Source organism: Nocardiopsis alba DSM 43377, from assembly GCF_000341225.1.
In the GTDB taxonomy this organism is placed as follows: domain Bacteria; phylum Actinomycetota; class Actinomycetes; order Streptosporangiales; family Streptosporangiaceae; genus Nocardiopsis; species Nocardiopsis alba.
Map to the genome: position 1 here is coordinate 1 of NZ_ANAC01000021.1, position 19,734 is coordinate 19,734.

At 69.7% G+C, this 19,734-nt stretch carries 13 protein-coding genes; 4 read left to right on the top strand and 9 right to left on the bottom strand.

Annotation, left to right across the window (positions count from 1 at the left end):
* The 3 genes from D451_RS28415 to D451_RS0120450 all read right to left on the bottom strand — a co-directional run.
* Window positions 1–1,647, bottom strand: a 1,647-nt coding sequence (locus D451_RS28415; protein ID WP_017535802.1) for a trbL/VirB6 plasmid conjugal transfer family protein, incomplete at its 3' end; no start/stop codon positions are given.
* A 564-nt stretch (window positions 1,648–2,211) separates the two neighbouring features.
* Window positions 2,212–2,895 (bottom strand): NAD(P)H-dependent oxidoreductase, encoded by a 684-nt coding sequence (locus tag D451_RS0120445; protein ID WP_017535803.1) that lies wholly within the window; start codon window positions 2,893–2,895, stop codon window positions 2,212–2,214.
* A gap of 34 nt (window positions 2,896–2,929) precedes the next feature.
* Entirely contained in the window at window positions 2,930–3,262 is a 333-nt protein-coding gene (locus D451_RS0120450) for an ArsR/SmtB family transcription factor (RefSeq protein WP_017535804.1), read from the bottom strand.
* 558 nt (window positions 3,263–3,820) lie between these two features.
* On the opposite strand from D451_RS0120450, the gene D451_RS0120455 reads away from it, so the two are divergent.
* The 3 genes from D451_RS0120455 to D451_RS27065 all read left to right on the top strand — a co-directional run bounded on the left by D451_RS0120455 (window position 3,821) and on the right by D451_RS27065 (window position 7,670).
* Window positions 3,821–4,396, top strand: coding sequence for a TetR/AcrR family transcriptional regulator (locus D451_RS0120455; RefSeq protein ID WP_237449972.1), 576 nt, complete (start codon window positions 3,821–3,823; stop codon window positions 4,394–4,396).
* A 100-nt stretch (window positions 4,397–4,496) separates the two neighbouring features.
* Window positions 4,497–5,642, top strand: a complete 1,146-nt coding sequence (locus D451_RS0120460) for a hypothetical protein (RefSeq protein ID WP_017535806.1) — start codon at window positions 4,497–4,499, stop codon at window positions 5,640–5,642.
* A 297-nt stretch (window positions 5,643–5,939) separates the two neighbouring features.
* A complete protein-coding gene (locus D451_RS27065; RefSeq protein ID WP_051067479.1) occupies window positions 5,940–7,670 on the top strand; it encodes a serine/threonine-protein kinase in 1,731 nt (576 codons plus the stop codon).
* Window positions 7,671–7,752: 82 nt separating this feature from the next.
* Here the strand turns inward: D451_RS27065 and D451_RS0120475 are convergent, their stop codons facing one another.
* The 3 genes from D451_RS0120475 to D451_RS0120485 all read right to left on the bottom strand — a co-directional run bounded on the left by D451_RS0120475 (window position 7,753) and on the right by D451_RS0120485 (window position 12,227).
* Window positions 7,753–8,829 carry a hypothetical protein gene (locus D451_RS0120475; RefSeq protein ID WP_017535808.1) on the bottom strand — a complete coding sequence of 359 codons (1,077 nt, stop codon included), beginning with the start codon at window positions 8,827–8,829 and terminating at the stop codon, window positions 7,753–7,755.
* A gap of 108 nt (window positions 8,830–8,937) precedes the next feature.
* Window positions 8,938–11,394 carry an ATP-binding protein gene (locus D451_RS0120480; protein ID WP_014909395.1) on the bottom strand — a complete coding sequence of 819 codons (2,457 nt, stop codon included), beginning with the start codon at window positions 11,392–11,394 and terminating at the stop codon, window positions 8,938–8,940.
* A gap of 173 nt (window positions 11,395–11,567) precedes the next feature.
* On the bottom strand, window positions 11,568–12,227 hold the full coding sequence (locus D451_RS0120485; RefSeq protein WP_014912833.1) for an HNH endonuclease family protein: 660 nt from the start codon (window positions 12,225–12,227) through the stop codon (window positions 11,568–11,570).
* Between the two features lie 523 nt (window positions 12,228–12,750).
* Between D451_RS0120485 and thpD the strand changes: the two genes are divergently transcribed.
* Window positions 12,751–13,656 (top strand): ectoine hydroxylase, encoded by a 906-nt coding sequence (gene thpD / locus D451_RS0120490; RefSeq protein ID WP_237449971.1) that lies wholly within the window; start codon window positions 12,751–12,753, stop codon window positions 13,654–13,656.
* Between the two features lie 227 nt (window positions 13,657–13,883).
* Here thpD and D451_RS27070 read toward each other — a convergent pair whose 3' ends face one another.
* The 3 genes from D451_RS27070 to D451_RS0120505 form a co-directional block, all read right to left on the bottom strand.
* The gene (locus D451_RS27070; protein WP_026125229.1) at window positions 13,884–17,870 is read right to left on the bottom strand and encodes a conjugal transfer protein; all 3,987 of its coding nucleotides are present in this window, start codon (window positions 17,868–17,870) and stop codon (window positions 13,884–13,886) included.
* A 19-nt stretch (window positions 17,871–17,889) separates the two neighbouring features.
* Window positions 17,890–18,219 carry a hypothetical protein gene (locus tag D451_RS0120500; RefSeq protein ID WP_014910103.1) on the bottom strand — a complete coding sequence of 110 codons (330 nt, stop codon included), beginning with the start codon at window positions 18,217–18,219 and terminating at the stop codon, window positions 17,890–17,892.
* Between the two features lie 72 nt (window positions 18,220–18,291).
* Window positions 18,292–19,257: a conjugal transfer protein gene (locus tag D451_RS0120505; RefSeq protein WP_020379967.1), complete on the bottom strand. Its 966-nt coding sequence runs from the start codon at window positions 19,255–19,257 to the stop codon at window positions 18,292–18,294.
* Window positions 19,258–19,734: the final 477 nt, after the last annotated feature.

Consider the following 19,734-nt stretch of genomic DNA (forward strand, 5'->3'; position numbering starts at 1 on the left):
CTCGCCCTGGGACTCCTCGGGCGTGGTCGCCCCTCCGGTCGGGGTGGTTCCGTTCGCCGGCACACCGGCGGCCGCTCCGGCGATCATCCCGCCGCGACGACGGCCCCAGTTCTGCGCCTTGAGGTAGGCGACGGGCGGGAGGACCGCCGCGCTCTTGCCCAAGGCCTGGCTCTGGGCGGCGTCGTTGACGATCCGCGAGGTGAAGCTGTTCGCGTTGACCGAGGAGAAGAGGTAGGCGAAGGTCTTGCGGTAGATGAAGAGCGCCAGGGTGAACAGGGCCAGCAGGATCATCTGTAGCCCCCACCCGATGGGTGTCGACATGACGATGCCGTAGCTCATGACCAGCAGGGCGATCAGCAGCACCACGAAGATCTGTTTGAGCAGGAAGCCCACCATCAGCTCCACCCAACGCAGCAGGACCATACGCCCATAGCCCGGGTGGATCCCGATGAGCAGGAAGATCGGGGAGAGCATGAAGAGCAGCATGAAGCCGATCTTCAAGACGATGAGGGCGACCGAACCCGCCAGGATCAGACCTCCTGCGAAGATGGACGCGAAGAGAGCGAGAGTGGCGACTCCGATCCGACTTCCTGAATCCTCACCAGAGAAAAGAGGATAGACACTCGGGTAGTTTTCCTGAATGTCAGAAGCAATACCCTCGTAAGCTTCTTGTTTTTCTGTGACCAAGGCTGCAGCATCAATGTCACCGTCTTCGATCTGCTGCTGCTCTATCCTGCTGATGGCTTGGGCCGCCATGAGATCTTCCGCATGCATCTCAGCAGCATTGATAGCCATATTATCGTTGCCGAATTGACCCGACATCCACGGTTGGCAGACCAGGCTCGACCACATCATGTCCGCGTTACGACGTACCTGGAAGTCGGCCTCCGACTCCCAGTCCGCGCGTTCGGGTGGCTCGGCCCCGGCCGGGCAGACCCCCGACCCTCCTCCGTAGGGGACCTGTCCGACCGCGCTGGTCACCAGCTGGGTCCCCGAGTTCACGAGGGTGCTGCCCAGCCCCATGACCTGGGCGGGGTTGATGAGGATCCACATGCCCAGCGCGGTGGCCGCGACCATCCACACGCTGGACTCGATGGTGAGCGTCATCCGCTTGCGGATGAGCCCGTACCAGCCGAGCCAGATGGCACCCAGGATGACGATGGTGGGGATCAGTGGCCGCCAGACGCCTTCTCGGAGGGCGACCACGACGTTCTCGACCGTCTCGGTGAAGCTGGCGAGCAGCCCGTCGGAGGTGGCGGCCTGGTAGACGGTGATGGTGGACTGGTTGATGGTCTTGGACAGGTCCCAGGCGGAGTTGGCGATCGTCGCCTGGGCACCGTTGGCCATCCCGTCCACACAGGATTCGGTGATCATGTGCCATTGGGTGCCGGCCGTGCCGTACTGGCCGTACATGCTGGCGTCGGGGGGAAGCCCGTCGGGTGAGCCCTCGATGGCGGACTGGGACTGGGGAGGCACCAGGAGCCCGTCGGAGCCGCTTCCCGCGGATTCGGGGAGGGGCGCCGGCTGCCCCGGGCACAGGGGGTTGGCGGTGGCCCCGCTCAGCGGCAGCAGGATGAAGCCGCTCAGCATCAGGAACGTCATCAGGAGGCGTCGCCATCCCCGCCGGTGGACGTGCTGATGCGTCATCTGCTGAGCTCCTGCGTCGTGTGTTCGTCCGGGGTGATGGCAGACCACGAGGCCTCACGCCGCACACGCCGGCACGCCTCCAGGCGCACGACCGCACGGCCACAAGGCCCCCGCATGTCTTTACCCCATCCTCTATGGTGCTCCATCACCGGGCTCGTGGATGGGTTCAACTCGATGAGATTTCCGATTCGTACCCTCACGGGGGCCAGACGCACAGGTACGAATGCGACCTTTCATGATGTTTCCCCAGGTAGAGACCTTGAAAGGACATCCGGAACTCCCAAAAACCGCGAGGCCACAATTTGCTGACCAGACGGGGACTATGAGGGGCGTCACACCACCTTTCGTAGTGAAAAGTGGACACAAGGCCACCAATCGGACTGGAACCCGGTTCCTTTCACGGCTTCCGAGACGGCCGCAGCCCTGATTGCCGCCGGCCCGAAACACGCCGCCCCGTAGGCGAAGGAGGCTTTCGCACCAGGGGGAGCCATGACCCCTCGAGCCCCGAGGGGCCGCTCCGCTCACGCCCCCGCGCAGAACGCCCCGGGGAGGCTCCCCATCGAGTCAGGGGCGGATCGGGGCCGTAGCGGCCCCGGCGACATCGGCGATCGCCCTTTCGACCCTCCTCAGCGCGACACCGCGCTCCTCGTCGGTCATCCGGACCGGCTTGTGGGTGACCACGGGGTCGAGGACCTCGTAGCCGACGAACTCGAGCATGCCTCGACGGATATGGAACAGGAAGTCGTCCATCGGGCCGAAGGCGCCGTCCGGCTCGAAGGCCTCGGCGGAGCCTCCGGTCGTGAGCAGCAGCATCGCGCGTCTTCCGGCGAGGGCGGCGTCTTCGAAGAACCCGTGTTCGCCGCCGAACACCCCGCCCATCACGAAGACCCGGTCCACCCAGCCCTTGAGGACGGCGGGCATCGAGAACCACCACATCGGGAACGACAGGACGAGCAGGTCGGCGGCGAGCAGGCGTTGGAGGTGGGCTTCGACCTCGCGGTCGAGGGTGCCCTCCCGGACCGCGCGCACCTGTTCGGCCTGCGGTTTGAAACGGTCCTCGGTGGACGCGAACTGTTCACGCCGGAGGACCGGCGCCCATCCTTCGGCGTAGAGGTCGAGCACGTCGACGTGGTATCCCGCGCCGTTCAGAGTTCGCGCCGCGGTGGCCATCTGAGCGGCACTGAAGGAGTGCGGCTCGGGGTGGGCGTGGACGATGAGGGCCGTGGGGACGCCACCGAAGGTCGACATGATCGAATCATATCGACATATTTCGATGCGTCAATCAGATATCGGTTCCGATCGCCCGCGCCACCTGGGCCAGCCGTTCGTCATCACGCCGGTAGTGCGTCCACTTGCCCACCCGGGTGGGATGCACGAGACCGGCGCGCTCCAAGGTGCTCATGTAGCTGGAGACGGTCGACTGGGCGAGCCCCGACTTCTCCTGGATGTGCGTGACGCACACGCCCACCGACAGACGATCCGCGATCGGCTCGTACTCGCCGAAGTGCTCCTCCGGGTCCTTCAGCCATCGCATGATCCGCAGACGCGCCGGGTTGCCGAGGGCCTTGAACACCTCGATCAGGTCGTTCGACTCCGGATCCACCGCCACGGACATACGCCACCTTTCCCACCGGCCGACTCGACGCACCACGATATCCGGACGCTCGAACCCGGCGGTGGGGTCGGGAGCCCGTCGTCGCGTGTGGTGTCGGGAGAAGGCCCGGGAGGCCGATGGGGAGGGATGCGAGGCGAGGGGAACACGGTCGGGCCCGCTCATGCGAAGGCGAGGGCGCGAAGGCCCCCGTGCGGTTCCTCGCGCCCTCGTCCCGAGGTCCGCCGACGTCTCCATGCGCCCCGGGACGGCCACCCGGCCCGGCCGTCCTGGAGGAACCGGACGACGCGCGTCCGTTCACGTTCCCCCTCCGAACCGGTGGACCGTCCCTGAGTACACATGAGAACGCCCGTTCTCACACCGCGAGACTATGCCGCGGGCACGGAGCTTTTCAAGTGGAGTACGCGAGACCCGCCACGGTCTCCGCCGCCCACTTCGGCTCCCTCTGCACCTCTCGGACAGTCGAAGGGCGGACCGCGAACCCGGCCACCCGGCCGCCCGGTCACCGAGGACTACGATGAAGAACGGACATTCTCCTGGATGGGCGAGAAGATGCCGGATATGGACACCGTCACGGACGACCGCGCGCAGGTGCTGGACGCCGCCGACTCCCTGTTCTACGACCATGGGATCCAGGCGGTGGGCATGGACCGCATACGGGATACCGCCCGGGTTCCGCTCAAACGGCTCTACAGGGTCTTCCCGTCCAAGGCCGAACTGGTCGAGGCCTACCTGCGCAGACGGGACGTCCGGGCCCGCGAGGCCTTACGCGCCCACACCGACCGGTACGCCGTCCCCGAGGAACGTGTCCTGGCGGTCTTCGACTGGCTGCACGGTTGGTACTCCCTGCCCGAGTTCCGCGGTTGCCCCTTCAGCAACGCCTTCGGGGAGCTGGGCCGTGACTCCGAGCCGGTCGCCCGGGCCGTACGCGACCACATGACCGCCGTTCGAGACCACCTGTACACGCTGGCGGCGGAGACGACGGCCCCCGACCCGGGTTCGCTGGCCCGTCAACTGCACAACCTGGTCGCCGGGGCGACGATGCTGGCGGCGATCCACGACACGCCCGAGTCCGCCCTCCACGCCCGGGAGAGCGCCCGGATCCTCCTGGACGCGCTGCCCACGCGTTCCGGCTGATCCCCCCGATCACCGCGGCCCGAGAGAACCGGAGCCTCCCGTGCCGTCATCGGACGGAGAGCACCGATCCCCCGTCTCTCCCTCGGAGGTGTCCGCGAGCATGTCCCCTTCGTCTCCCCGATCCCCCGGCCCCGCCACGAAGAGCCGCTCCCTCTCGTTCCTCGATACCTCGCCGTTCGCGGCGACGGCGATCCTGGCGTTCCTTCTCCCACCGATCGTCGTGGTCGGCGCGATCCCCCTGTTCCTCGTCTCCCTCTTCGTCGGGGTGTTCGTCTTCCAGGTCGACTCCTACGCCTCGACCGCGGTCTTCACCGTTCTGGCCGGCGTCGGCCTGGTGGGTCTCGCCTTCCCGCTCCACCGGTTCCTGCGACGGGTGGGCCTGCCACGGCCCCGGGCCCTCGTCTGCCTGCTGTACCTGGCGATGGCGCTGCCCGCGATCCAACTCCCCTTGTCGATGTTCCTCTCCGATACCGGAGCGGGGGCGTTCCTCGGCGCCATCGGCCCGGAGGCGGAGGGGGTCCCGTGGATCATCGGCGCCTACCTGCACCTGGCCGTGCTGTGCGCGGTCCTGTTCCTGTGCGAGCGCCGTCGACGTTCCCGTGACTGGCTCCCCTCCGACGCCGGGTCCGTCCCCGACGAGGACGTACGGCGTACCGACCGCCGGGTGATCCTTCGAACCTCGGCGGCGCTGGCGGCGACCTTCCTGATCACCGGGGCCGTCACCGCCGGGATCGCCGAGCGGAGCACCCTCGACCGAGTGGCCGAGGACGCGGCCGGGCTCGGTGATCACACCCGGCCACTCGTCGTCCTGGACGGCCCCGGCTGGAGGCCGTGGCATGTGCGTTCCCACGGCGACCGGGAGGAGCTCCGGATCGCCTACATGAACGACGATCGGGAGGTCGTGGAGGTCCACACCATGCCCTTCGAGACGGTCGAGGAGGGGTTCGTCGAGGAGCGATCGATCGAGGCTCCGGGGCTCTCCGAGCGGGAGGCCCGGGTCGCCTTCGACGTTCTCCCCGGCTTCGTTCCGGAAGGCGACTCCCTGTTCGTCGAACTCCCCGGGACCGACCGCGTCGTGGCCCTGTATCCGGGTATCGACGGCCGGCACGGCCTTCTTCAGGGGACGGCCCGTTTCGACGTGACCGGAGAGGAGCTGCTGGAGCTGGTCGGGCACCTGCGTCTCCTCGACCCGGGGGACACCGAGGCGGTGCGCGAGCTCGCCCTCCAGGCACGTACGGCGCGGTGACCCCGGACGGTTCCGACCCGCTCGGCGACCTCTCCGGCACCCTGAGGGCACCGGCGTTCCACGAGCTCGTGAACGCCGTCTCCGAGCGCCCGAAACACCGGTACGGAGGTCTGACCACTATCGGTCACCTGCGGTAAAGCCCCGAGGCAGGGCGACCTCCCCCGGTTTACAGTGGTGTTCCGGTTCCGACCGATCCACGAAACGGCGGTCCCCTCTCCCGCGCGTGGTGGTGCGCGTTCACTCCCGCGAAGGCAGTCCCGCGCGCCGGCCCGCACCGCCAGAAGGGAGGCCGTTCGGATGCCCCCGCCCGAACACACGACGGTCGGCCGCTACGAGCTTCGTGAACGGCTGGGCGTAGGCGGAATGGGCACGGTGTGGCGTGCCTGGGACCCCGCCCTCCAACGGGACGTCGCGGTCAAGGAGGTCCTGCTCCCCGACGGCATGAGCGAGGAGGACCGGATCGAGGCGCACGCCCGCACCATGCGCGAGGCCCGGGCGACCGCCCGGATCAGCCATACCGCGGTGGTCACCGTCCACGACGTGCTCGAGCACGAGTCGAGCCCGTGGATCGTGATGGAGCTGCTCAGCGGTTCCTCCTCGCAACAGCACATCGACGCCCACGGGACGATGCGGGTGGAACGGGTCGAGAAGGCTGCGCGGGCGTTGTTGGGCGGTCTGCACGCCGCCCACGCCGCGGGCGTGACGCACCGTGACGTCAAACCCGCCAACATCATGTTCACCGAGGACGAGCGGACGGTGCTGACCGACTTCGGCATCGCCAACGTCGACGGGAGCGCCGCGCTCACGCAGACCGGGGTGTACATCGGTTCGCCCGAGTACATGGCCCCGGAACGGTTCGAGGGGGAACGGGCCCTGCCGGCCTCGGACCTGTGGAGCCTGGGCGTGACGCTGTACTCGCTGTTGGAGGGGCGTTCCCCCTTCAAACGGGACAGCATCACGGGCATGATCAGCGCGGTGTTGACGTCGCCGGTGCCACCTCGTCTGTCCCGGAACGAGGCGGCGGGGTCCCCTCGGAGCGCGGCCCTGCGGGCGCTGATCGAGGCTCTGTTGACCCGGGATGCGGCGGCCCGGCCCACCCCGTCGGCCGCTCTGGAGCTGTTGGATCGCGTACGTCCGGAGACCCTGGAGAACGTGCCGATCCGTAGGGGCGCGCCGCCGGGTGGTGCGCCCTACGGTGGCGTGACGGCCCGGGGCACGGGGCCGCGCGGGGTTCCGGTGCCGCGTCCCCCGGCGGGCGGGGTTCCGACACGGCACGTCCCGCTTCCTGGCACGCCGCCTAGAGGCGTCCCGGTGGAGGGGGTCCCCGAGCCGCGCCGCCCCGTCTCCGGCACTCCCCCGGGCGGGGTCCCCGCGGGAGGGAGACCGATGTCCCCGCCACGTCCCGCCCCTCCGCCCGCCGGGGCGGTGACACCCGGCCGAGGTACGCCCGTTCCCGGTGGAAGCGGTCGGCCTTCCGGAGCCCCCGGCCCCGCACCCCGTCGTCCCACTCCCCCGGCGGGGACCCCCGTACCGCGCCCCTCCCCTCCGGGGGCCTCTCCCGGTGGTGTTCCTGTCGAAGGGCCCGCGTCGAAGGTCGTGAGTATGCCGACGGAGGCCGCCCGGGGGTTCCTCGACGGTGTCGGTTACAGCGTCTCCCCTTCCGAGGGTCGGTCGAAGGGGGAGAGATCGGCCTCCTCGCTCGCCGTCACGGTGATGTGGGGGATCAACGCCGTGGCGTTCTCGGTCCTCGCCGTCCTGGGTCCCTCGCTCGGTGCCGGAACCGGATGGGCCGGTGCCGTGCTCGCGGCCTCGGCCGGACTGTCGTCGGCCGGTGCCGCGATCGGGCCGGCCGTTCGCCACCGGGCCGCGTTCCCGGTGGGGCTGCTCGCTCTGCTCCTGAGCGGCGCGGCTCTGGGATGGGGCGTGTTCACCGGGGAGGGCGCCGGTCCCCTGGTGGCGCACGCGCTCTTGACGGCGCACGCCCTGGCCGCCTGCGGGCTCCTGTTCGTCTCGCGGGGGCCGCGCTAGGACCGGGCCCTCGACCGCCGGCCCGCACCCTCCGGCCCCGTCCCCGGAAGCCCGTCGACGTCGCCCGCGCCCGGGTGGAAGGTCACACCGCGGCGGGCTCGACCCGGTCGAGCCCCGTGGCGGCGGCGTGGACCCGGGCCACGCTCTCGTCACGGATCCGTCGGGCCGCTTCGGCCGTGTCCGCCAGCTCGACGACCTCCGGCGGTTCGGCGCGGAGCAGCGACGCCTCCGCCCGCAGCTCCGCGTATTCGGTGAGCGCCCCCACGGCCTCCTCGCACTGTTCCCACTCCAGATGGGCGGCGACCGCCTCCTCCACCAGCCGTCCATAGGCGACGATCCGCGCGACCCGTGACCGGATATGGCCCTCGATGGCGTCCAGATGCTCGCGTTGAGGGCGCAACGCCTCTCTGACCCGCTCCGAGGTGGCCCGTTGCCATCGCAGAAGGTGGTCGCGGCGCAGCTCTCTCCGACGGGCGAGGAGGGAGGCGATCCGCCATTCCTGGTCGCGCAGGACCACCAGGCCGCGGGCGGTGTCCAGGGGGTCCTCTCCGCCGAACTCCGCCCGGGCGTCGGCCACGAGGTCGAGGGTCCGCTGGACCTCGACCAGCGCGTCGTGGTCGACCGGGTCGATGTCCTCGGGGAACAGGACCCGGCCTCGAAGGTCGATCGTGCCCCGTCTCCCCTCCTCGCCGACGAGGACGTCCACGGAGACCGTCCCGACCAGGAGCGCGAGGAGCGCCGCGGGGGCCGCGACCAGGAGCTCCGGGTCCACCGACCCGAACAGCCACAGGGGCGTGATCGCCAAGGCCCCGAGACCGGCCAGGCCACAGATCCATCGGGCCCCGCGTGTCAGATCGGGGTGAAGGATCGGGGTGAGGGCGTACGCGGCCAGAAGGAGCACGATCCCCGGGCGGCCTCCGGCCACGACCAGGACGGTGGTCAGGATGCCCACCAGCCAGGACATGCGCTCCCATGCCTCGCGCAGACGTCGAAGCCGGTCGTGGACCTTCGCCGTTCGGGCGGGATCGTCGTCCTCGGTGGTGGTCCCGCGGTGGAAGCGGTGCGGTGCGATCGCCGCCGCCCGGAGCAGGTCCTCGCGGACGTCCTCAGGCAGGGCGGGGTCGACGACGGTACGCGGCCGGATGACGTCCTCACTCATGGGGGTCCCTTGTGAGTGGTGGGGGTCTGTCGGACGGTGTCCCGAACGCCGAGGCGCGTTCGGGACACGAAGGTCGATACCCCTCTAGATCCCCATCAGCGGCGCGCGCTACTCCCCACGGCCGTTAGTGGACACCATCTCGGCGGGCCGCTCCCGGGTGGGGTTGGTGTCCAGCCAGCGCAGCAGAGATTCGGAGACCAGGTCGACGCCGATCCTGCCGGTGCGGCCGTCCAGGTCCCGGAAGAGGCATTCGCCGTTGCCGAGGTTGCGCAGGACCGCCATGTGGTCCTCGTTCGGTTCCACGCCGAGCAGGTCCATCACGCTGCCCACCTCGTGCGCCTCGCTGGAGCGGAAGGCGAACACCGAGGACAGACAGTTGGTGACCTGCTCGTTGAGCATGTCACCCGCGTTCTGGGAGACGAGGATGAGCGCGGTGTTGCGGGAACGGCCCATGCGGGAGACCTCGGGGACGAGCTTGGCCCCCTCGGGCGTGGAGGTGACCGCCCAGGCCTCATCGAGGAAGATCGCCTTGGGCAGGCGACGGTCCAGACCGTTCATGAGGCGGCGGGCGAACTGGGAGACCAGGTAGAGCAGGGCCACGGACAGGCGCTGTTCGTAGGAGTAGTCGTCGCGGTCGACCCCGGAATCGGGCAGGGTGAGCCCGCCGAGGGTGAAGACGGTGGTCCATCCCTCGGTATCGATGCGTGCCTCGCCCTGGGGGTCGAAGCACAGGGAGGCCAGACGCATCTCCGCCATCGACCCGAGCACCGCGCCGAGGTTGCGCGAGGCGGCGTCGTCGGAGGCGGTGAGGTGGTCGACGACCTTGGCCAGGGAGGGCCGGGGCTGGTTGGCGACGGTGGCCACGGCCTGGATCATCGCGGACTCGCGCTCCTCGCTCATGCGGGGCAGGAGCAGACGCAGGGTCTCGGTGGCCATGGTCTTCTTGGCCGCCAGGTCGTCGCCGAACGCGAAGGGGTCGAGCAGGCCTGGCTGGGCCGAACCCAGCGACATGACGCGCGCCTTGCGTCCCCGGTGCTTGAGCAGTTCGACGAGGGACTCGGCGTCGCCCTTGGGGTCGATGGCGGCGACGGTGACCCCGCGCAGGGCGAGCTGATAGATCATCAGCAGCGCCAGGGTCGTCTTGCCGCCACCGGGCTCACCGGTGATGGCGATGGCGGTGGGACGGTTGCGCGCGGCGGCCACCATGGGGTCGAAGTGGACGATGGAGCGCGCCCGTCCGACGGTCTCACCGACGTAGGGGCCCACCCAGCCGCCGCCCTGCCGGTCGGTGCGGTCTCCGACCTCGACGGTGGCGGTGGGCATGCCGCCCGCGATGGTGCGCAGCGGCTGACGTTGCGCGTAGGCGTTGAGTCGGATCTTGTCTCCGGGCAGCGACTCGTTGAACAGGGAGAGCTGGTCGCCGGTGGAGTTGATGACGTCGATGCCGATGTCGCGGTAGTGCTCCATGACCGCCTCGACCTGCTGGACGAGGAGGCGTTCGGTGGGCGCGGAGACCATGAGCCGGTGCCAGCCGTAGACGAACGGCAGGCGTTCCTTGGTGATGCCGTGTTCCAGCATGCGGGCGGCGTCGATCTGCTCGGCCAGGGCGATGGGCGCCTCCACTCCGGCCTCGCGGATGTGGGCGTCCATGTCCCGCGCGTGCGCGAGTTTGCGCCCCACGTCCTTGGAGGCCTTCGCGGGCGGGATGAGCTTCATGCGCAGGGAGAGCTCGACCGGGAAGGGCAGCGCGTCGGCGTGGTGCAGCCACGGTTCCCCGTCGGGGAAGGGCATCAGGTCGGGGAATCGGGCGAAGGAGAGGAAGGAGACGTGGGTGGAGCCGGAGGGTTGTTCGAGTCTGAGCATGGAACGCCCGTTGTGGACCACCCCGTCGACGAGCGCCTCGATCTCTCCCCGCCCCCAGGTGCGGCGGCCGGCGGCCGAGGGGCGGATCTCCTCGGAGGTGCCGGTGACGGAGTGTCGGACGAGCCAGGCGATCTCATCGGAGGTGGCGTGGCGGGCGTGCAGGGAGCTGGCGGCCAGGGCCCGGCCCAGACGTTCGGACTGGTCGGTCCAGCGGGCGAGCTCCTTGTCGTCGACCGCGTCGTCGTTGATGCCGAGGACCTGTTCGGTGCGCTGGTAGGCGCCGAAGATCTGGGAGAACAGACCGAGGCCGCCACCGGCGTTGCGCATGCCCAGCCGCACCCCGAGGTAGACCTCCTTGGTCCAGAAGTCCTTGGCCCATACGTGCCGGTACATCTCGTCGAGGTAGTCGTACCAGCCGGGTCCGGAGTCGGCGGTGGCGTCCAGTTCGGTGGCCCACTGGGCGGCCGGATAGGTGCGGTGGGCGACCCTCAGGTGCACCTCGGCGTCGTTCATCCGGATGGCGGCGAGGGCGATCGTGATGTTGGTGGCGAGCGCCTGCCGTTCCTCGGGCGTGGTGAACTCGTAGGAGACGGTGGGCAGTCGGAAGTAGGCCCAGGCCTCGGTGTCGCTGAAGAGCACACGGTCGTCGAAGTAGCGGACCGCGAGGCGGGTCGCCCCACGGGTCCCCCTGGTGCCGGTCATCTCGTGTCGCCTTGCCCTTCTGGTCGCGTCGCGGCTGAGCGTGCCAGTCCATAGTGGAGCATGCGGCCCGAGGCGCAGAAGCAAACGGGGTTACGGCACGCCGGAAACCCGATCGTGGTGGGTCCGGGTGGGCACGCGACATCCGGACGCGCGCCCACCCGGACCCTCCCTCGTCAGCAGGCGGTGTCGAGGGTGCCGTTCAGGGAGGACTTCTCCGTGGAGGTGATGGTGAGGTCGTAGCGGTGCTTCACGTCGATCCAGGACTTCACGTAGTCACAGTGGACGGAGGTGTTGGTCGGCATCCACTCCGAGGGGTCCTTGTCCCCCTTGGCGCCGTTGCTGGACGGGGTGGCCAGCCACAGCTGGGAGGACTCCACGTCGTTGGCGAAGTCGGCGCGCTCGGAGGTGGACCAGTCGGCGGCCCCGGTCTTCCAGGCCTCGCTCAGCGGCACCAGGTGGTCGACGCTGATGTCGCCGGGGACGTCCTCGACCCACTCGTCGTCGAAGGCGCTCCACCAGCTTCCGGAGGTGGGCTGGCACCTGGAGTCGGTGACCACGTCGTGGCCGTCACGCTGGAGCACCACCTGTCGAGCGGTGCAGGGGCTCTCCACCACGTTCCAGTGGGGGAAGAGGCTTCGGTCGTAACCGTCCTGGGGGCCCTTGGGGGCGACGGTGAGGGAGTCCAGCTGGGTCCTGGCCTCGGACTCCGAGGGGATGTTCGGGGGCAGGGTGTGGTCGGCGGCGGCGGGGGCGGACCATCCGATGACCACGGCCATCGCGGCGGCCGAGACCGCGGCGATGCCGCGCGAGAGCGCACGGGGGAGGGTGGACACGTTATCTCTCCTCTTGAGCGGGTCGAGGAAAAGTGGACGCACCTACTGTGCGGTAATCGAGCCCTCGACACCAGACCCCGTCAGGAGAATTCCGCGTGAAATACACGGAGCGGGTGGGACTGGAGCGCAAAACGGGAGCTCGTCGGTTTGAACCATGCAGCACACCAGATTCGTGTGAAACAGGTCACATGGAAACCGGGGACTCGGGCATCTCGGGGAGAGGGTCGACGGCGACAACCGGACGACCTGGGACGATGACCCCGGGTCAGCGGATTCGTCACCCTGGGCGATTCGACGCAGGTAAGCCCTGGGACGGCCTCACCAACCTCACGCAAACCCGAGAACAACGGTCCTTTGATTTACGTTTTCCGCCCATATAGTATGTCAGTAATACCCCGAGGACCTTCCGGTAAACAAACGGACGTTCGAGCCTCGAATATGCCCTCCCGTCGGATTTGTTAGGTTCACCTGTCGTAGGAGAGAACCCGATTCGAGAGGAGCGACCCTCACCGAGGGGAACGGCATGACTCTGCAAATGGATCTTCCGACCGCGGACGAGTACCCGACCCGTAAGGCCCCGGAGCCCGCGCTGCTCTACCGTCAGGACCCCACGGTCTGGAGCGGTGACGCGACGGGCCCCTTCACCGCCGAGGAACTGAGCGACTATGGTCGCCGCGGCTACACACAGGTCGCGTCGATGGTCGACGCTCAGGAGGTCGAGCGGTACCGGGCCGAACTCAAACGCCTCAGTGACGACCGCGCGCTCCGCAAGGACGAGCGGATCGTCGTGGAACCCACCTCCGACGAGGTCCGTTCCGTCTTCGAGGTGCACAAGATCAGCGAGGTCTTCTCCGACCTCGTCAACGATCCCCGACTGGTCGACCGTGCCCGTCAGATCCTCGGATCCGACGTGTACGTGCACCAGAGCCGGGTGAACTACAAGCCCGGTTTCGGCGGAGGCTCGTTCTACTGGCACTCCGACTTCGAGACCTGGCACGCCGAGGACGGCATGCCGCGTATGCGCGCGGTCAGCTTCTCGGTGGCCCTGACCGACAACTACACCCACAACGGCGCTCTGATGATCATGCCGGGCTCGCACAAGACGTTCGTCTCGTGCGTCGGCGAGACTCCGGAGGACCACTACCGGTCCTCGCTCAAGAGCCAGCACGTGGGCACCCCGGACCAGGCGTCGCTGGCCCTGCTGGCCGAACGGCACGGCATCGACGTCCTCACCGGTTCGGCCGGCGACGTGACCGTCTTCGACTCCAACTGCATGCACGGATCCGGGGGCAACATCACGCCCTTCCCGCGATCCAACGTGTTCATCGTGTACAACAGCGTGGAGAACGCCTGCGACAAACCCTTCAGCGCGAGCTCGGCTCGCCCGGGTTTCCTCGCGTCCTCCGACACCACTCCGGCCGGTCGTTAGCATCCGGCCACAGGCACTCGTAGGGCCCCGGACGCGCGAACGTGGGAGAGACGTCCCGCGCGTACCGAAGCGGCCGACCGACCCCGGCACGGACACCACGGGTTCGACGCCTCGAGCGGGCCGGAAACGAACGCCTCGGGGCGTGTGAGAGCTCCACACGCCCCGCGACCGAGAACCACCGAGGGCCCGCCCCGATCCGGGGCGGGCCCTCGGGCCGTGTACCGACCTCAGTGCCGGGGCGTCGAGATCAACGAGTTGACCAGGACCCCGCCCAGGGCCCCGTGGGCCCTCTTGGTCGCGGGGCGCAACGCGCCCACGTCGATCTTCGTGTACGAGGAGCCCAGGTGGTCGTCCCACGGAATGCGCACGATCGCGCGGCAGCGGCCTCGGGCCACCCGCTCGGCGGCGTCGACGTCCCGCAGGCTGCGCTTGCTCACCCCGTTGACCACGAGCACCGAGTTGGCGCGAAGCGCGGAGTATCCGTTGCCGTCCAACCACTCGAAGGTCATGGACACGGCGCGCTCGGCGTCGGCGCTGGCCGGCGCGACCAGCACCAGGCCGTCCGCGACCGGCAGGGCCCGCGCCACACCGGTGGCGGCCGGGTCCAGCAACGTCAGACCGTAGAAACCGCCGAGCAGTTCGGCGAGCTGACCGTAGTCGCGGTCGTCCAGGGTCTGGACGTAGGGATCGTCGAGGGTCTGGACGACCTCCAGCCCGGTCACGGCGCGCCCCGCGTAGGAACGCATCCGCTCGTACTCGTCGATCCCGTCGGCGTTGGCCAGCAGGGCCGTGAGCGTCTCCGGCGCCTGGGCCCCGACCCGTCGGGACAGTCCGTTGGGGCCCGGGTTGACGTCGACCGCGACCACCCTGTCGTCGCGGTGCGCCGCGAGGGTGTGGCCGAGCATCAGCGCGGTCACCGACTGTCCGGCGCCACCGGTGCATCCGAGGACCACCAGGGCCCGGGGTCGGTCGAGGGGTGCGCGGAGCCGTTCGATGTCGCCCTCGGGCAGGTCCGAGCGCATCGGCGCCGCGCCGCCGGTGACGACCCTCGCCAACCGGCGCCATCCCCGGGTGGCCCCGGAGTCGCCCGCGGCCTCGGCGGCGGGTTCGGCCGGTTCGGGGTCGACCCGGCGCGCGGTGCCGCCTCCGGGGGTGTCCCCCAGGCCATCGTGTTCTCCGGTGCCGTGGTCGAGCTCCAGCTCCTGGGAGGGGGACTCCTCCCGATCGGCCGTCTCCTCGCGCGCCTCCCTCGTCTCCTGTGCGGTGCGGGGCGCGGGCGGCTCGGGCTCCTCTCCGGGCACGGTCTGTCCGAAGAGTCGGCCGATCCTGCGGGCGTTCTGGGCGACCTTGTGGAAGACCCCGTCGTGGGGATCGTGCGGGCCGAAGGACTCCCGGTCCTCCGAGGTGTCCGAGGGGTCGGGCTCCGTGCGCCGGCCGTCCTCCTCGACGGTCTCCTTCGTGATCCCCGGTTCGGAGGCGATGGCCGGCTCGGCGGCTCCGTCGGCCCGACGGCGGGCGCGCAGGGCGGCCTCCTCGGCCTCGGCCAGTTCGTCCTCGGTCGGGCGGAGGGCGGCGGCCGCGTTCTCCTTCGAACGGAGACCTTCGACCTTTCGGGGCCTCTCGGGGGCGGGTCGTTCGACGCGCTCCCGGTTCGTTCCCTCGACCGCGGCGCTGCGCTCCGTGGAGTCGGCCGCGTCCACGGTCCCGGTCGCGCCGGCCCGGACCCGGGGTTCCGGTTCCCGTCGCACCTCCACGAAGCTGACCAGCTCACCCGTACCGTGATCCAGCTGGGTCGCGGGCTTGGCCGTCTCCTCGCCCCCCTTCGTCGGTGTCCCGGTGGAAGGGGCGGTCCGCGGTTCCACGTCCGTCCGGGGTTCGGGGTCCTTCTCCAGGACCGTCTCCGGCTCCGGGGCGGGTTCGGGCGCCTCGGTGGCGACGGCCTCGACGGCCTCGGGGGCCGGTTCGGGCTTCGGGGCGGGGACGGGGGCGTCCGTCCTCTCCGGTCGACCGTTCTCCCCTTCGGTCCCCCGCTCTCTCGTCTCCGGTTCCGGAGCGGGCTCGGGTTTCGGCTCGGGCTCCCGTCGCACCTCCACGAAGCTGACCAGCTCACCCGTACCGTGATCCAGCTGGGTCGCGGGCTTGGTCTCCTCCTCGGGGTCCTCCGTCCGAGGCTCGTCGGCGGACGCCTCCCGCTCGCCGCTCTCCTCCCGCAGTTCCTCCGCCGGGATGACGGGGTTGTCGCGGTCTCCGACCTTCGGCTGGTCGGGGTGACGGCGCTTGCCGTCGTCGAACCACTCCGCGTCGTCGGTCGGTTCGTTCTCCCGCTCGTGCGCGGGAACGACGTCGGCGAACTTGGGGCGGGGCGGCGCCGGGGTGTCGGCCTGGATCAGGTGGCGATCGAGCACGGACATGTGCTCGTCCCACTCGGAGTCGTGTCCGGTCCGCCCCTCACCCTCCGGTTCCCGTCCCGTTCCGCTCCTGTCGGCGGTCTCGGTCCGGGCCTCGCCGAGGCCGTCGGTGGCGTGCGAGGCCTGCGGTCCGGCCGCGGTCCGGCCGATCCGTCCGGCTTCCGCGGGGGTAGGCTCCTCCCGCTCCGGGGTGGTGGACGCCGGTGGAAGCCATGGAGCCGGGGAGACGTCGCGGGCCGCTGAGGGCCTGCCCGTGGCCTCGGCGTAGCGCGCGGCGTAGTCGGACAGGTCGGGGTAGCCGCCCGCTTCGGAAGAGGGGTCGCTCGACGCGCCCTCCCGATCGGCGCCGTCCGGGTCGAGGGACCAGGGGGCGGCGTGCGGCCGCCCCTTCGGCCCGGCGGGCCCGTCCACGGGGTCGGTGTCCTCGGTGGCGGGCAGGGCCGTACCCCGCGCGCGTATCGGGGGTTCGGCGGGACGGACCCGTTCGCGGACCGGTTCCCGTTCGACCGTGTCGGCCACCCGTGTGTCGTCGGTGACGTCGACCGGACCGGTCTCGCGCTCCCGGCGGTCGGCCAGGTCCTTGGCGACCCGGATGCCCTGGGCGCGTCCGCGCAGACGACGGGCGGCGGTCGACTCCGAACGACTCTCGGTCGGCTCGGGCGCGGCCATGATCTCTTCGGCGCGACGCCGATCCTCGGAACGCTCGGCGGCCGATCGGACCGCCGAGGCGAGTTCATCGGTGCTCATGGCGCCGGTGTCGGATTCGGCGTAGGCGCTCTTGGAGGACAGACCGATCGGTGTCTCACCGGAGGAGGCGCGCAGTCGGGCGAGCCACTCGTCGCGGTCGCGTCGTTCGTCCTCCTCGGTGGCGTGGACGGGCTCGTCGAAGACATCTCCCTCGATGTTCGAGCCCTCCCCACCGACACGATCCCGAGCGTCGTCCTCGGGTTTCTCCCGGGCCTCGCCGTCACCACCGCCACCGGTGTTCAGGGCGAAGCCGAAGTAGTTGAGTACGCGGCGGCCGACCCCGGGACGGGCGCCGTCGTCGCTTTCGCGGGCCTCTACGGCGGCCATCGCGACGTGGGTGTCCCCGAGGCCCTCCGTGGTCTCCCGCGTACCCTCAGTGTCCTCCTTGGCCGGCGCTCCGGCGGTGACCGGAACCCGCGTGTCGGGGGCCTCGACCGTCTTCTCCGGTTCGGTGAGCCGGTCGCCGGGGTCGGGGAGCGGCTCGACCTCCCTCGCGGCGGGCTCGGGGGCGGCCACCCCGCGCAGCGGCGGCGCCGCCTCCCCGACGGCGCGCGGATCGCGTTCGACCTCGCTCGGGGCGGTGGATTCGATGGAGGCCTCTTCGGAGACCTCGATCTCCTCCGTCTCGGCGGCCTCTTGGTCGCGGCGTGCGCCCCGGGGCAGGGGAAGCGGCCCGGCGGCGGGGTCGCGGTGCCACACACGCACCGCCACACGCACCTCCGAGGGCTCGTACTCCGGGGCGAGCCTGGTGTACACGCGCGCCTCGGTGAGGAAACGCGCCTGTGAGATGAGCAGCTCCGTGAGGCGCTTGCCCTCGATCACCGGCCGGGTCGCCAGCACGGTGATCACCCCCGGTGGCACGACCCACAGCACCAGGTGCCAGCCGTTGCCGAACTCGAAGGGGGCGTTGACGATGCTCAGCAGCACCACCCAGAGCGCGAAGACCCCCAGCGCGACACCGAAGGTGCCGACCGGGAGCGGCATGGGCAGCCGGAAATCGTAGAGCTTGTAGAGCCTCTTCTCGATACGCCAGATGTTGGTGTACGTGGGCAGATCCACGGTCTCCGGCCTCCCTCGCCTATTCCGTCGGTACGCCCATCGCTCGGGCGAGCGCCACCGCGATGACCTCGATGATGCCGGGGACGTAGAAGACGATCCCGATGAAGATCGCCAGGATCAGGAACTGCGCGAACCGTGTGATCTCCCTGGTGAACAGGAAGAAGATCGCGACGATGGACACGATGACGAGGAAGAGCGGCCCGAAGAAGCCTCGCAGGAAGTCCGCGAGTCCACCGGTGTCGGGGGCGTTCTCCGTCGTTCCCGGGGTGGCGTCGGCCGCCAGGTGGAGGAGGTCCGTGCCACCGATGGCCGTCATGGCGTCGGCGGTCGAGGACAACAGGGGGAGCATGTCAGGCGCCTCCCTCCGGTGTCGTTTCTGGTGTGCGCATGGTTCTTCTCGTCTCCTTGCCTACAGGCCCCGTCACCCGCCGAACGAGTGCGGGGCTCCCTGGATGTCACGCACGTACCACTCACTGCCCGAGTCGACGACCGTGACCAGGTAGTTCTGCACCATCTGTCCCGTGTTCCCGCCGTCTCCGGCCGTGTCGCCGGAGGGGAGGGACCAGACCACGGTGGCGGCCACCTGTCGTACGTCATCATCCCCGGTCGAGGACTGGGATGGCACCGCGATATCGGACAGTTCGTGAAATTCCAGGGTGTCCGCCGGAAGTGGGGTGATCGAGACCCCCGGTTCCACGTAGCGGTCCAGGTGTCCGGCCTCCTCCGCGTAGACCTCGAAGAAGCCCGAGAGGGTGTCCCTCAACTGTTCGGCGGCCTGGGAGTCGGTGTCGTAGGAGACGCCCTCCGGCAGGCTCGCCTGCGCCGGGGCGGCGAGCAGCGCGGGAGGACCGGAGAGCACCAGGGCGTCGCCATCGCTGTAGACGGGCACCTGGAGGCTCATGGGTTCGCCGTTGACGTCGGCTCGGACCACGACGAGGGCGTTGTGGTCGTCGAGGACGTCGACGGCGACGACGGTGAGGTTCTCCCCGGTGAGACCGTCGGCCGGCACGTTGAGGGAGCCGACCTCGCCCTCGGGCACGAAGGAGACCAGCGCCGACTGCCGGGCCTCGAGGTCGGAGGTGTCGAGGTAGGTGTCGGCGAAACGCAGCGCGAACGCGGCCGCGGGGGCTTCGGGGAACGCGGGGGCCTCGGTCGTCTCGGTGTCGGCGGACGAGGAGGAGGGGAGGGAGAAACCGTTGCGGATGGGGAACCAGATGCCGTTGAAGATGACGACGATGATGAACGCCCAGAGGAGGACGCGCCCCACGCCGACCCACCAGCGTCCGCCCGCGCCCGCCTTGGGCCTGCGGGGACGCGGAGCGTCGAGATCGTGGTCGTCGTCGGCCCGGTCACGCACCGCGGTGTCGCGCCGCGACGTCTTGACCATCCCCGCCTCCTGCACATAGTGACGCGCCGGCGCTTTCGCCGGCGCCCGTACATCATCGCGCCGTCACCGACGCTTCCGCCATGCCTTGTCTACCCCATCCCTATAGTGAGGCATTGTGAGGGTTGGGAGTGGCCAGGGCGAGTCGGTGTTTCACCACCAAGGCCACATTGCACCACCGAAGGAAGCACACAAAAAGGTCAGAGCATGGCAATACACCACCGAACCTGCTCTAGTGATGTGCGCTTCAGTGCATTTCCGACCAGACCGTAAAGGGATTAGTCACCTTCTGGAGAGCCAGATCTGTCCCCACCGGCCGGAAAACCACCGTCCGGATGTCACCAAGAGCCCTTCCGGAACACCGACCTCCCTCGACACGACCGGGCGGGATACGGAGAACCCGGGCGACCCCACGTCTCCATGACGCGTCCGATCGGACGAACGCCCAGGCCAGAACGGGGGACCGCTGTCTATGATGTC

Bases quoted from the DNA above. Each gene is read 5' to 3' on its own strand.
- D451_RS0120445 (WP_017535803.1), bottom strand. From the start codon at position 2,895: ATGTCGACCTTCGGTGGCGTCCCCACGGCCCTCATCGTCCACGCCCAC.
- D451_RS0120450 (WP_017535804.1), bottom strand. From the start codon at position 3,262: ATGTCCGTGGCGGTGGATCCGGAGTCGAACGACCTGATCGAGGTGTTC.
- D451_RS0120455 (WP_237449972.1), top strand. From the start codon at position 3,821: ATGGACACCGTCACGGACGACCGCGCGCAGGTGCTGGACGCCGCCGAC.
- D451_RS0120460 (WP_017535806.1), top strand. From the start codon at position 4,497: ATGTCCCCTTCGTCTCCCCGATCCCCCGGCCCCGCCACGAAGAGCCGC.
- D451_RS27065 (WP_051067479.1), top strand. From the start codon at position 5,940: ATGCCCCCGCCCGAACACACGACGGTCGGCCGCTACGAGCTTCGTGAA.
- D451_RS0120475 (WP_017535808.1), bottom strand. From the start codon at position 8,829: ATGAGTGAGGACGTCATCCGGCCGCGTACCGTCGTCGACCCCGCCCTG.
- D451_RS0120480 (WP_014909395.1), bottom strand. From the start codon at position 11,394: ATGACCGGCACCAGGGGGACCCGTGGGGCGACCCGCCTCGCGGTCCGC.
- thpD (WP_237449971.1), top strand. From the start codon at position 12,751: ATGACTCTGCAAATGGATCTTCCGACCGCGGACGAGTACCCGACCCGT.
- D451_RS0120500 (WP_014910103.1), bottom strand. From the start codon at position 18,219: ATGCTCCCCCTGTTGTCCTCGACCGCCGACGCCATGACGGCCATCGGT.
- D451_RS0120505 (WP_020379967.1), bottom strand. From the start codon at position 19,257: ATGGTCAAGACGTCGCGGCGCGACACCGCGGTGCGTGACCGGGCCGAC.